Origin of the sequence: Chryseobacterium sp. Y16C (assembly GCF_022488405.1) — a bacterium.
Taxonomy (GTDB): Bacteria; Bacteroidota; Bacteroidia; order Flavobacteriales; family Weeksellaceae; genus Chryseobacterium; species Chryseobacterium geocarposphaerae.
In genome coordinates, this window is the sequence record NZ_CP092711.1 from 452,058 (window position 1) to 464,502 (window position 12,445).

13 protein-coding genes are annotated in these 12,445 nt (G+C 33.6%); 7 read left to right on the forward strand and 6 right to left on the reverse strand.

Going from position 1 to position 12,445, the window contains the following annotated elements:
• Nucleotide 1: 1 nt before the first annotated feature.
• The 4 genes from nudK to MKS83_RS01835 are packed head-to-tail and all read right to left on the reverse strand — an operon-like array spanning nucleotide 2 to nucleotide 2,468.
• Nucleotides 2-583 (reverse strand): GDP-mannose pyrophosphatase NudK, encoded by a 582-nt coding sequence (nudK, locus tag MKS83_RS01820; protein ID WP_240581730.1) that lies wholly within the window; start codon nucleotides 581-583, stop codon nucleotides 2-4.
• Complete coding sequence (locus MKS83_RS01825; RefSeq protein WP_240581731.1) at nucleotides 565-1,503, reverse strand: TIGR01777 family oxidoreductase; 939 nt, start codon at nucleotides 1,501-1,503, stop codon at nucleotides 565-567. Before MKS83_RS01825 ends, nudK begins: the two co-directional genes overlap by 19 nt.
• A 12-nt stretch (nucleotides 1,504-1,515) precedes the next feature.
• Complete coding sequence (locus MKS83_RS01830; protein WP_100375440.1) at nucleotides 1,516-1,860, reverse strand: hypothetical protein; 345 nt, start codon at nucleotides 1,858-1,860, stop codon at nucleotides 1,516-1,518.
• A 5-nt stretch (nucleotides 1,861-1,865) separates the two neighbouring features.
• Entirely contained in the window at nucleotides 1,866-2,468 is a 603-nt protein-coding gene (locus tag MKS83_RS01835; RefSeq protein ID WP_240581732.1) for an HPP family protein, read from the reverse strand.
• Between the two features lie 173 nt (nucleotides 2,469-2,641).
• Between MKS83_RS01835 and MKS83_RS01840 the strand changes: the two genes are divergently transcribed.
• The 3 genes from MKS83_RS01840 to hisS all read left to right on the forward strand — a co-directional run bounded on the left by MKS83_RS01840 (nucleotide 2,642) and on the right by hisS (nucleotide 4,963).
• Nucleotides 2,642-2,974: a single-stranded DNA-binding protein gene (locus tag MKS83_RS01840; protein WP_240581733.1), complete on the forward strand. Its 333-nt coding sequence runs from the start codon at nucleotides 2,642-2,644 to the stop codon at nucleotides 2,972-2,974.
• A gap of 37 nt (nucleotides 2,975-3,011) precedes the next feature.
• Entirely contained in the window at nucleotides 3,012-3,464 is a 453-nt protein-coding gene (locus MKS83_RS01845; RefSeq protein ID WP_240581734.1) for an HRDC domain-containing protein, read from the forward strand.
• Between the two features lie 149 nt (nucleotides 3,465-3,613).
• The gene (gene hisS, locus MKS83_RS01850) at nucleotides 3,614-4,963 is read left to right on the forward strand and encodes a histidine--tRNA ligase (protein WP_240581735.1); all 1,350 of its coding nucleotides are present in this window, start codon (nucleotides 3,614-3,616) and stop codon (nucleotides 4,961-4,963) included.
• Between the two features lie 82 nt (nucleotides 4,964-5,045).
• On the opposite strand, the gene MKS83_RS01855 is transcribed toward hisS, so the two are convergent.
• Together MKS83_RS01855 and MKS83_RS01860 are read right to left on the reverse strand one after the other, a co-directional pair.
• A complete protein-coding gene (locus MKS83_RS01855) occupies nucleotides 5,046-5,708 on the reverse strand; it encodes a TerD family protein (protein WP_240581736.1) in 663 nt (220 codons plus the stop codon).
• Nucleotides 5,709-6,099: 391 nt separating this feature from the next.
• On the reverse strand, nucleotides 6,100-6,336 hold the full coding sequence (locus tag MKS83_RS01860) for a YtxH domain-containing protein (RefSeq protein ID WP_100375446.1): 237 nt from the start codon (nucleotides 6,334-6,336) through the stop codon (nucleotides 6,100-6,102).
• A gap of 315 nt (nucleotides 6,337-6,651) precedes the next feature.
• Between MKS83_RS01860 and glgB the strand changes: the two genes are divergently transcribed.
• From glgB to MKS83_RS01880, 4 genes are all read left to right on the forward strand, one after another.
• A complete protein-coding gene (gene glgB, locus MKS83_RS01865; RefSeq protein WP_240581737.1) occupies nucleotides 6,652-8,592 on the forward strand; it encodes a 1,4-alpha-glucan branching protein GlgB in 1,941 nt (646 codons plus the stop codon).
• A gap of 39 nt (nucleotides 8,593-8,631) precedes the next feature.
• Complete coding sequence (locus MKS83_RS01870) at nucleotides 8,632-10,041, forward strand: glycogen synthase (RefSeq protein WP_240581738.1); 1,410 nt, start codon at nucleotides 8,632-8,634, stop codon at nucleotides 10,039-10,041.
• Between the two features lie 15 nt (nucleotides 10,042-10,056).
• Nucleotides 10,057-11,325: a glucose-1-phosphate adenylyltransferase gene (locus MKS83_RS01875; RefSeq protein ID WP_100375449.1), complete on the forward strand. Its 1,269-nt coding sequence runs from the start codon at nucleotides 10,057-10,059 to the stop codon at nucleotides 11,323-11,325.
• Nucleotides 11,326-11,393: 68 nt separating this feature from the next.
• Nucleotides 11,394-12,434 carry an SRPBCC domain-containing protein gene (locus MKS83_RS01880; RefSeq protein WP_240581739.1) on the forward strand — a complete coding sequence of 347 codons (1,041 nt, stop codon included), beginning with the start codon at nucleotides 11,394-11,396 and terminating at the stop codon, nucleotides 12,432-12,434.
• The last annotated feature ends 11 nt before the right edge of the window (nucleotides 12,435-12,445 follow it).

Here is a 12,445-nt window from a genome sequence, read left to right on the forward strand (position 1 = left end):
TTTATAAAATATTTTTTAACCGGAGATACTGAATCAGCATGATGGTTTTTGCATCTTTAATACCACCATTATCAATCAGATGAAGTGCTTCTTCAAAAGAAAGCTCCAAAACTTCAATATTTTCACCTTCTTCCTCCAGTCCGCCCCCATCGGTCATTTTCATTTCATTTGAATACTCAGCGATAAAAAAATGAAGAATTTCAGTAACCGAACCGGGTGACATATAGGCTTCAAATACTTTTTGCACTTCAGAAATCTTATAGCCGGTTTCTTCCTCTGTTTCCCTTTTTATGCATTCTTCAGGATGGTCATTATCTAATAATCCTGCACAGGCTTCAATCAGCATTCCGTCATCATTGCCATTGATGTAGGTTGGTAAACGGAACTGTCTGGTAAGAATAATGGTTTTCTGAGAAGTATTATAAAGGAGAATTACTGCTCCATTTCCTCTGTCATAGGCTTCTCTGCTTTGGATTTCTTCACTGCCGTCTTTCTTTTCAATACTAAACGTCACTTTTTTCAAAGTGTACCAGTTGTCGGATAATATTTCTGTGTTTTTAATCTTTATTTTTGGATTTTGCATCTGTAAATTTTATACTTTTTTAATAATAAATCTTCTAAACTGTTTTGTAAATTGGGAAATTCAAACCGGAAACCTGCATTCTGGATCTTCTGTGAAGAAGCTCTGGAACCTTCTAACAAAGCGTTGGCAAGCTCTCCGAAGATAAGTTTTAATACAAATCCAGGAATATTTGGCATGAATAAAGGCTTTTGTATTATTCTGGCTATTTGTTTTGTTAAATTTTCATTAGTGGTATGCTCTGGAGAGTTCGCGTTATAAGCACCATTTATATGTGAGTTTTTTAAGGCGAATTCATAAATAGAGCATATATCTTTAATATGAATCCATGGCATATACTGCTTTCCTGTCCCAAGTGCTGAACCTATACCATATTGTATTGGAGGAAGCATTTTCTTTAAAGCACCTTCTTTTTCGGATAGTACAACGGCAGTCCTTATTTTTACTACTCTTTCTGCCAGATTTTGTATTTCGAATTCATCCGCAGCTCTCTCCCAAAGAACAACGACTTCGCTTAAAAAATCATTCCCTGGAGCGTCATTTTCTGTAAATATTTTTTCGGAAGTTACTGTTCCGTAATAATTAATTCCGGAAGCAGAAATGAAAGATTTTAGTTTTATATTTTTTTTTCTTACAGTATCTAAAAGTAGCTTTGCAGAATCTACACGACTGGAAATAAGTTCTTTTTTTCTTTCCGCAGTCCATCGCTTTTCTGAAATATTGGCTCCCGCAAGATGTATAATATGAGAAACGTTCTCTAATGCAGATTCATCAATACTGCCTCTCTTTACATCCCATTCAAAATCATTTTCATGTTTTTTATTTCGGGTTAGAAATCTTACCTCAAAATCATTGTTTATTTTTTTTGACAGCTCTTGGGCAATCAATCCGCCGGCTCCTGTAATCAGTACTATTTCTTTCATATAGCAAGTCTTTTATGCTTGATTTTTTACGATCAGTATATAGTCATCTTCCAGTATTTTGTATCCGTAGTCGTAAATGAATTTATATTCTGCTCCGTTTTTATACACTTTGATATTGGTAAAATAATTGAAATCAAAACCCAAGCCATCCAGTTTTGCTTTTGCGATTTTAGTTTTCCCTTCGGTATTTATCTCTGTCAGAATACGGTAATTCTTGCGTAACTTATTATTGACATTACGCATCAGATTGTTTGAATCCTTGTTCTGCTTATTGTTGTAGGCGTTTCTACAGGCATCATTGCAGAACTTTTTGTCGGATCTTCCGATAATTTTTTCTCCGCATTCTAGACAATTCATAATTTTTATTTTTTCATTTTGTGTGGATGCGCGTGCTTTTTCTTTAATAACCTTTTAAACCTTGTATGGTTGGGATAACTTCTGTTAGGTGTTAAATTATTAAAAAACAAAGCAACAAACAATAAGATAATACACCCTGATAAAACAGGAGATAAAACATACCAATATCCTAATTCAGGAATTTTTCCTGTGGAACTTACCGCAATAAGTGCAGTTGCTCCTCCTGGAGGATGTAGAGTTTTGGTATACTGCATTAATACAATAGAAAAAGCAACGGCAAGTGGTGCTGAAAGCCAAATAATGTCCGGTACAATCTTATAAACCGTAACACCAACCAAAGCCGAGAGAACATGTCCGCCAACTAAATTCCTCGGTTGTGCTAAAGGACTTTGAATAGCTCCATAAATTAAAACACTCGATGCCCCAAAAGAACCGATAAGGAAAATGTTTTCAGTCGCAGACAATGTGTGAGATTGGATAAAAGCAATGATCCCAATTCCAAAAAAAGCGCCTAGAAATGACCAGAAATGTTCTTTATAATCTACCAGTGTTTCTTTGTAGATTACATATTTTGATACTCTTAATGTTCTCTTAAGGGTTTTTCGCACAATTTTCTTTTTATAAGCTAAAGATACAAAATATCCGTTTACAAACGACTACAAATGAATTTAAATAATTTTTAACCGATTCAATAAACAGATTTTCAGAATCTTTGCAACAGAGATTTGAGAAAACAGTGAGCCTCTCTTATCTGATTGTTTAACTTATAAATTATAAAATCATGTCACTAAGAAACAAAGTAACATTAATTGGTTACACAGGAAAAGAAGTAGAAATTACAAATTTCGAAAACGGAAACAGCAAAGCAAGCGTGTCTTTAGCTACGAATGACCATTATACTAATGCAAAAGGAGAAAAGGTGGAAGAAACACAATGGCATAATCTGGTTGCATTTGGCAAAACAGCAGAGATTTTCCAGAAATATGTTCCAAAGGGAAAAGAAATCGCTGTAGAAGGAAAACTAACATACAGATCGTATGATGATAAAGACGGAGTGAAAAAATATATTACAGAAATAAGAGTAGATGAAATTTTACTTTTAGGAAGTAAATAATTAGTACGATTACCAAATCTTAAAATAATAAGCACAAATGAAAATTAAAGTTTTAAAAGTAAGAATTGCAGATGAGTTTTTGCGCATCGATCAAAAAAATATTGATGAGTTTCTGAATGAACATCAAATACTAAATGTTGAAACGGCTTTTGTACATGATGAAAATTTTTGGTCAGTTATCTTCTATTATGATGAGATTAAACAAACGGTAAACAGCGTAAAAGATTCTAAACCTGTAAAATATTCTGCTGAAGAAGAGATTTTAAGTGAAGATGATATTAAAATATTAGATGCTTTAAAATTATGGAGGTCAGAAAAAGCTAAAGAGCAAAATCTGCCATCATATTTTATAGCGACTAATAAAGAACTGACTTCTGTTGCGAAATATAAACCTGCTAAGAAAGAAGAATTATTAGACATTAAAGGTTTTGGTAAGCATAAAATTGAAAACTATGGAGAAGAAATTTTAGAAATTTTGGAAAGTATCTGATTAAATATTGATTCAATAAATCAAAACAACACAAATGATGATTTATTTTGAAGCCAAAGAATGTATTTCTTTGGCTTTTTGATTACAGAAAAGTCTTTGCAAATGCTTACTTTTGCATACACAATTATCAACTATCAATCATTTATAAAATGAAACCAAGTTTAGCGAAAGGAACTAGAGATTTTACGGCTTTAGAAGTTTCCCGAAGAAGATATATTATCAATATTTTACAGAAGAATTTTGAATTGTTTGGTTTTCAGCCGCTAGAAACACCTAGTTTTGAAAACCTGTCCACATTGACCGGGAAATATGGTGAAGAAGGAGATCGCTTGATTTTTAAAATTTTAAATTCTGGGGAATATACTTCAAAAGTAAATCAGGAAGACTGGGAAAATAAAAACCATCAGAAACTAACTTCTCAAATCTCAGATAAGGCTCTTCGTTACGATCTTACCGTACCTTTTGCAAGATTTGTTGCCATGAACCATGGAAAACTAACGTTTCCCTATAAACGTTATCAGATCCAGCCGGTTTGGAGAGCAGATCGTCCTCAAAAAGGAAGATTCAGAGAATTTTATCAGTGTGATGCAGATGTAGTGGGAAGCGAAAGTCTTTGGCAGGAAGTAGAACTGATTCAGTTGTATCTGAAGTCGTTTTTACAGCTAAATGTTTCAGTAACCATTCATATCAATAACAGAAAAATTCTTTCGGGTTTAGCGGAATATGCAGGAATTACAGATAAGCTGATTGATTTTACTGTAGCTCTGGATAAGCTGGATAAAATTGGAAAAGATGGAGTGGTAAAAGAACTATTAGAAAGAGGGATTGCTCAGGATTCGATTAATAAATTAGATTTCCTTTTTAATCAATCGAATGATGCTTTAGAAAATCTTCTTCAACTGAAAGAAAAATTTGCGGGTAACGAGATAGGTTTGAAAGGAGTAGAAGAATTAGAATTTGTTCTTACACAATCGGTTAATCTTGGAGTTGATATCCAAAATCTTGTTTTTGATATTACGTTGGCAAGAGGTTTAGATTATTATACAGGAGCCATTTTCGAAGTAAAAGCAGATGAAGCGCAGATGGGATCCATTGGAGGTGGCGGAAGATACGATAACCTTACTGAAGTGTTTGGTGTGAAAAATGTCCCGGGAATTGGAATTTCATTTGGTCTTGACAGGATTTATCTGGTGATGGAAGAATTAAATCTTTTCCCTGAAGAGGCAACAGCGAATATTGAATATCTGTTTGCCAACTTTGGAGGTGAAGAAACATTGGAGTCTTTAAAGCTAATAAATCAATTACGGGAAAAAGGAATTTCTGCAGAACTTTATCCTGAAAATGCTAAATTGAACAAGCAATTTACTTACGCAGAGAAGAAGGGAATTAAAAACCTTGTCTTTTTAGGCGAAGAAGAAATTAAAACAAATACGATCCGATTCAAAAACTTAGAAACAGGTGAGCAAACTATAATTTCTCAGCAAGAGTTTTTAGGATAAGATTATTTATAGATCAAAATTAAATTCCGGCCATTCTTCTACGAAGAGGCCGGAGTTTTTTATATATTTTATTTACGTTTTCTTACGAAAGGAACTCAAAATCCTTTTTCTCCATGGCATGCTTTTTATCCAACAGGCCTTTACCGATCGCCTCAAATTTCCATTCATTATTTGTTTTAAAAAGCCTTCCAACGAGTAAACTTCCTTTTTTAGTTAAATCGTTATTTTTTGGAATCTCAAACTGGCAATATGTCTTGTTGATGTGATGAATATTTCCCTCAAATATCTGAACTGTTACAAAAGGTATCAGAGAAAAATCTATTGTATTAATTTTTTTTGGATTAATATGAAGGTAAAAAAAGATCTGATCGATCTCAATATTAATCTTTTCCAGATTTATTTTTATTAATTTCTTATCGGAATTATTTAAAGAAGAATTATCGCTTTCCTGATGTTTAAAAGCTTCATCTTTGGAAGAAAGTTTTCCTAGCGGAAAATTATTCTGAATAAGCCAGCTGTTGTATTTGGGAGAATGGATCCAGTCGAGCCTGTTTCCATTTTTATCAAGCATGATACAAGTTAATTCAAGATCAATTTCTGTTAAACTTTTTCTGTTAAAAAGACTTAGGTAAAAAGGGAGAGGCAATTTAACCTTACTCCAGCTAACTCCCAAACAGAAGTCAGTAAGGTTTTGTCCTGTATTTTTTTTTAGAGAAAAAAAGTCTCCTTTTTTTAAATTTAACATGAGCATGGTTTATTTTGAATAATGGTAGTTTTAGTTTTATAAATTTTGATTAATGGCGTTTTCACAAATGTATATATTTTTTTGCTTATAAATCTGTGAATTTGTGTAAAAAAAATGTAAATTTTTACAACAACAAGAATTTTTTTCATTTAATTGTGATATATCTATTAAAAATAATGAAATTGTAATGTAAATAACACAATAGAATTATCTGGATGCTAATAGAAAATCTTGAGATGCAAAAGTAGAATACACTGGGGAAGAATTTAAGAAAGAAAAATGGAGAATTTCTCAGTCGGAAACAAGATCTTTTAGTACAGAACCAACAGAAAAAGCCATCATTATGATGGCTTTTTCTGTTGTGTATATGAATGTTAAATTGTTAAGTTAGTTAAAAGTTGGAATCCTGAACTTTCGCTTTAGTTTCTTCAACTTTATCCTGAACCTGAGAAGCTACCTCATTAGCTTTATTTTTAATATCATTTCCCCACTTGTTAAGATTATCTTTTGCTGAATTGATTTTATCTTTTACAGCTTGCTGCTGCTCGGGAGTAGATTTCTTATATTTCCAATATGCTAAAGCTCCTAAACCTAATAAAGCCAATAAGCCATTTGTTTTATTTCCCATGATTTCCGATTTTAAAGTTAATAATTAAGATTTGATATTAGTATATCAGTAAATTACGTGCCAAAATAAAATTAACTGTAATAAAATAATGTTAAAATTTTCTTTTTCCTAATTGCTAAGTAATTTTATTGAAAGTTTAATTTGTAACTAAATTTGTCATTATAGACAGCAAAAAGCTATTACTTAAATTTAATGATAAAAAACTTTCAAAATAAACGGTAGAAAGTCATATATTTGAGTGACATCCAAATTTTAAAATAAATAGATTTTGAAATACCTTTTTTTCTGATGCTATTATTTCGAAATCGTTTGAATATGAATTCTGTTAAAACATATACTCTTTTTACGGATCATGATATTTATCTTTTTAAAGAAGGTAAACATTATCGTCTTTACGAAAAATTTGGTTCGCATTCCGTAGAGAAAGAAGGGATTTCCGGAGTGTATTTTTCAGTTTGGGCTCCCCATGCAACGAAGGTTTCTGTAATAGGAGATTTCAACAAATGGAACTCAACAGATCATATCCTGTACCCAAGATGGGATGAATCCGGAATCTGGGAAGGTTTTATTGAAGGATTAGAATGGGGAACTTTATACAAATATGCCATTGAAACAGCTCATGGTGAAATGTTGGAAAAAAGTGATCCTTATGCTTTGAGCTGGGAACAGAATATACAGGCCGCTTCTCTAGTTTCTACCAACTGGTACGAATGGAATGATAAGGAGTGGATGAATAGCAGATGGAAAAAAAACAGTATAGAAGCTCCGATTTCTGTGTATGAATTACACCTGGGTTCCTGGAGAAAAAGCGAATTCAATACTTTTTTAAATTATAGAGATATTGCCGGAGAACTGATTCCTTATGTTAAAGATATGGGATTTACCCATGTGGAATTCATGCCGGTGATGGAATATCCTTACGATCCGAGTTGGGGATATCAGATTACAGGTTTTTATGCGGCCACATCACGTTTCGGTTCTCCTCAGGATTTAATGTTTTTAATTGATGAACTTCACAAACACAATATAGGAGTTATTTTGGACTGGGTTCCGTCTCATTTTCCGGGAGATGTGAATGGGCTTCACAGATTTGATGGAAGTTATTTATATGAGCCTGAAGATCCCAGAAAGGGCTTTCATCCGGATTGGAAATCTTATATTTTCAATTATGGAAGAAATGAAGTAAAATCATTCTTGATTTCAAATGCCATGTTCTGGTTAGACCGATATCATGTAGATGGATTGCGAGTAGATGCAGTTACCTCTATGCTTCATCTCGATTATTCACGGAATGAAGGAGAATGGGAACCCAATATTTTTGGAGGTAATGTAAATCTTGAAGCAAAAACTTTCTTGCAGGAATTTAATACTGCTGTTTATAAAGAATTTGGTAATGCCATTATCACGATTGCGGAAGAAAGTTCAGATTTTCCAATGTTGACAAAGCCTGTCCATGACGGAGGAGTCGGTTTTGGAATGAAATGGATGATGGGCTGGATGCATGATACGTTGGATTATTTTGAAGAAGAGTTTACGAACAGAAAATATCATCATCATAAGCTTACATTTGCCTCAATGTATATGTATAATGAAAACTATATGATGCCATTGTCCCATGATGAAGTTGTTCATGGGAAATCGAGTCTTATTTATAAAATGGTGGGGGACGAATGGCAAAAATTTGCCAACCTCCGGACATTATACGTTTATATGTATACCCATCCCGGAGCAAAGCTTCTGTTTATGGGAGATGAATTTGGCCAGACCAGTGAATGGAATTTTACCAAAAGCCTGGATTGGGAATTATTACAATATCCTGTTCATAAAGGATTGCAGACACTCGTTAAGGATCTTAACTTTATTTACAGAGATGTACCTGCCTTTTATGAAAACCAGTTTCAGAAAGACGGTTTTGAGTGGGTTGAAGCAGATGACCTGGAAAATTCGGTTTATGTATATCTAAGAAAAGGAAAAAAGCGGGATGATGTTTTTATGATCGTTCTGAACCTTTTACCTAAAGTTATCGATTATAAAATAGGAGTCAAAGCAGGAACGCATTGGGAAGTGATTTTTAATTCAGATGATGAAAGATATGCAGGAAGCGGAGTGGAGCCGGAGGTATGGAGTGAGCAATATGAAGACTATATGCGGCATCCCAAATCCATAACTTTAAAATTGCCACCTCTTGCCGGAGTTATTCTGAGACAGACAAAAGACAAAAAATATAAGCACCACAGAAGTAAATTTAGAAAATAAGGTTCTAAGTTAGATTAACATAAACATTATAGAAATTATATGACCATATATCATCTAAGTACAGAATGTTATCCTGTAGCAAAAGTAGGAGGATTGGCAGATGTTGTTGGCGCTCTTCCCAAATACCAGAACAAAATAAAAGGAGTTGATTCAAAAGTGGTTATGCCATGGTATAACAAATCTTTTATATACAACCATGAGTTTGACATAGTTTTTGATGGGTTCATTCATCAGGGACCGAATATGCTTCAGGTGCAGGTGTTGAAGGAGAAAACCAATGCTTTGGGATTTGAATTGTTTATGGTGAAGATTCCTGGGCTTTTGGATCGGGAAAACCCTTACGGTTACGTTGATGAGAACTTTCAGTTCATTGCTTTTCAGCATGGGGTTTTACATTGGTTGAGTGCGATGGAAATTCGTCCGGATGTACTGCACTGTCACGATTATCATACAGGATTAGTACCTTTTATGACCGAACATTGTGCTGAATTTGCTTTTTTAAAAGGAGTAAAAACCATAGGTACAATACACAACGGTGAATATCAGGGAAATATGAACTGGGAAATGGCTAAATATATCCCTTCATTTGATTATTATAAATGGGGACTTCTAGACTGGAAAGGCCAGATTAATCCTTTGGCAGCAATGATTAAGTGTTGTAATGCATTTACTACGGTTTCAGAAGGCTATCTGGAAGAACTTTTTATAAGTTTCAGAGGGTTGGAAAGTCTGGTGCGTCAGGAATTTGGAAAAGCATATGGAATCATTAACGGAATCGATACTGAAGTCTGGAATCCTGAAACCGATCCTATGCTGGATTTTAATTACAACATAACAAATGCTCTTGAACAAAAGAAAAAAAATAAAGAAAAGATCTGTAAAGAGTATAATCTGAAGCCGGAACTTCCTTTATTTGCTTTTATTGGCCGTTTTGCAGGAGAAAAAGGAGCAGATTTGTTACCGGATATGGTCTGGAGAAGCATAAAGCAAAGTTACGGAGCGTTAAATATTATCATTTTAGGATCGGGGGATCCTTATATTGAAAATAAATTGAAGGAATATGATACTACATATACCAATTTTGCACTAGATTTGGGATATAAGGAACAACTTTCTCATAAGATCTACGCATCGGCAGATTTTTTATTAATGCCTTCAAGGGTAGAGCCTTGTGGTTTGAACCAGATGTATTCAATGAGGTACGGGACAATTCCGGTGGTAAGATATACAGGAGGTTTAAAAGATACTGTAGCTGATATCTCTACGGGAGGAGCGGGGCTCAACTTTGCTTTTCCGGGAGTAGATGATATGATTCATGCTATGAACAGGGCGTTAAGTCTTTATAATCAGAAAGAAGTAATGACAGATCTTATTCATGCTAATATGAGTTTTGATTTTGCGTGGGAAAAATCTGCGGAAAAGTATTTAAAATTATATAGTAATAGTTAAAAAAATACAAAATATATGAATCGTAAAGTAATTTCTATTGTTCTTGGAGGAGGAAGAGGCACAAGGCTTTTCCCGTTGACCTATACAAGATCAAAGCCGGCTGTTCCTATTGCAGGAAAATACAGATTGGTAGATATTCCTATTTCAAATTGTTTAAACTCGGGACTGAACAAAATCCTGGTATTAACACAGTTTAACTCTGCATCTCTTAATTCACATATCAAGAACTCATACCATTTTGACATTTTTAGTAAAGGATTTGTTGATATTCTTGCTGCAGAACAAAATGTAGAGAATGATAACTGGTATCAGGGAACTGCAGATGCAGTCCGCCAGTCGATGAAGCATCTGGAAAAATATGATTATGATTATATTCTGATTCTTTCCGGAGATCAGCTGTACCAGATGGATTTTAGAGAAATGCTCGACTTCCATATTGAAAAAGGAGGGGATGTTACTATTGCAACTATTCCTGTAAATGCTAAAGACGCGACAGGTTTTGGAATTTTGAGTTCTGATGATGAAGGAAATATTACTTCTTTTGTAGAAAAACCGGCTCTTGATGCTTTAGATAATTTAAAATCTGAAGTTTCAGAAGAAAACAAGCATAAAGGAAAAGAATATCTGGCTTCGATGGGAATCTATATTTTCACAAAAAGCATTCTTAAAAAAATGTTTGATGAAGGAGCAGGTGACGATTTTGGAAAAGATATTATTCCAAGCTCAATTGCGAAATATAAAATAATGAGTTACCAGTATGAAGGATATTGGACGGATATTGGAACCATTGAATCCTTTTATGAGGCTAATTTAGACTTATGTCAGGATTTACCTCAATTTAATCTATTTTCCACTTCTCCAATCTATACAAGAGCAAGAATGTTGCCTCCTTCAAAAATAAATGGCTCATATGTAAGCAAAGCGATTTTTGGAGACGGATGTATCATTATGGCCGATAAAATTGAAAATTCGATCATAGGTAACCGAACGAGAATTGATAAAGGCAGTACAATTGTGAATTCCTATATTATGGGTTCAGATTTTTACCAAAATACAGACGAAATTCTGAAAAATAATAAAAAAGGAAGCCCCAATATGGGAGTTGGAAAGTACTGTTATATTGAAAAAGCAATCTTAGATAAGAATTGTTATATCGGAGATAATGTGAGGATTATAGGAGGAAAACATTTGAAAGACGGAGACTATGGAACCTATTCTGTTCAGGACGGAATTGTAGTGGTGAAAAAAGGAGCTGTTCTACCTCCGGGAACTCATATCGGATAATAATTCTTTAACATAAACAAGTGATCGAGCATATTGGTCACTTTTTTTATTTGTATTATATTTGTGAAATGCGTTTTTTTAAAATCTTAGCGGTAATTGTTATTCTTTTGGTGGGAGCTTATGCTGCTTCCATGTATTTTTTTGTAGAGGAAAATAAAAATTTTCAGATTGAAAAGGAAGTTGATTATCCTTTAGATAAAGTCTTTTCCCAGTTCAATAATCTGCAGCATTTTACCCGCTGGAACAATTTTTTTACCAGTTCTCAAAGTATGGATATAGACTATTATACACCTTATGAAGGAAAAGGGAGTTCAATAAGCTATGTAGATACGAAAAACGACAGGGAAGGAGAAATGTTTATCCGTTACGAAAACCTGAACAAAACTTTAAAATATCAGCTTTTTGAAGATAAAAATGAAAACCCTACGTTGGTTGATGTAAAATTTAAAGCGATTTCTCCTGAAAGAACTAAAATTATATGGTATGTTCATACGCCTAAGCTTTCGGTATTGAGAAGAGTTGAAAACTTCTGGACAGAAGACCGGTTTGCTGAAAATATTGATAAAAGTATGGCAAATCTGAAGAATGTTTTAGGGAATAAGGTAGAAAAAGACAATCAGATGGCTGCTATAAAATATGACAGCCTTATGGTTGAAAAAGAGGAAGAAAAAATATTACTGGGAATTAACATCAGTACCTCCAATAAAAAAGATGCTTTATATAAAAATGTGGTTATGAACTATAATAAAGTTTATAACTATGTTACCATGGATTTGGGTAAAAAAGAAGATGAGTTTGGATATTCAGTCCTGATAACAGATGCAGACAATTACAAAGATAAAGAGGTTTCTTATTTTATTGGAATTCCACTATCTAAAAAAGTTGGGATCACGGATAATAACTTTAGTTTCAGAACGATAAACCCTACACAGGATTATGTGGTCTACTACAAGGGAAATTATGCCGGAAGGATAAAAGCTATTCAGCAGCTTATTCAGAAAGCTAAAAAAGATGAAATGCGTTTTGGAGATATTCGTCAGACTTTCATAGAACGACCTACGGACGATCAGAATGTGAATATGAAGATATCTTTATCAGTTTATAAGTAAATTACTGAAAT

Coding starts and splice junctions, on each gene's coding strand:
- nudK (WP_240581730.1), bottom strand. CDS start 583: ATGCAAAATCCAAAAATAAAGATTAAAAACACAGAAATATTATCCGAC.
- MKS83_RS01825 (WP_240581731.1), bottom strand. CDS start 1,503: ATGAAAGAAATAGTACTGATTACAGGAGCCGGCGGATTGATTGCCCAA.
- MKS83_RS01830 (WP_100375440.1), bottom strand. CDS start 1,860: ATGAATTGTCTAGAATGCGGAGAAAAAATTATCGGAAGATCCGACAAA.
- MKS83_RS01840 (WP_240581733.1), top strand. CDS start 2,642: ATGTCACTAAGAAACAAAGTAACATTAATTGGTTACACAGGAAAAGAA.
- MKS83_RS01845 (WP_240581734.1), top strand. CDS start 3,012: ATGAAAATTAAAGTTTTAAAAGTAAGAATTGCAGATGAGTTTTTGCGC.
- hisS (WP_240581735.1), top strand. CDS start 3,614: ATGAAACCAAGTTTAGCGAAAGGAACTAGAGATTTTACGGCTTTAGAA.
- MKS83_RS01855 (WP_240581736.1), bottom strand. CDS start 5,708: ATGTTAAATTTAAAAAAAGGAGACTTTTTTTCTCTAAAAAAAAATACA.
- MKS83_RS01860 (WP_100375446.1), bottom strand. CDS start 6,336: ATGGGAAATAAAACAAATGGCTTATTGGCTTTATTAGGTTTAGGAGCT.
- glgB (WP_240581737.1), top strand. CDS start 6,652: ATGAATTCTGTTAAAACATATACTCTTTTTACGGATCATGATATTTAT.
- MKS83_RS01870 (WP_240581738.1), top strand. CDS start 8,632: ATGACCATATATCATCTAAGTACAGAATGTTATCCTGTAGCAAAAGTA.
- MKS83_RS01875 (WP_100375449.1), top strand. CDS start 10,057: ATGAATCGTAAAGTAATTTCTATTGTTCTTGGAGGAGGAAGAGGCACA.
- MKS83_RS01880 (WP_240581739.1), top strand. CDS start 11,394: ATGCGTTTTTTTAAAATCTTAGCGGTAATTGTTATTCTTTTGGTGGGA.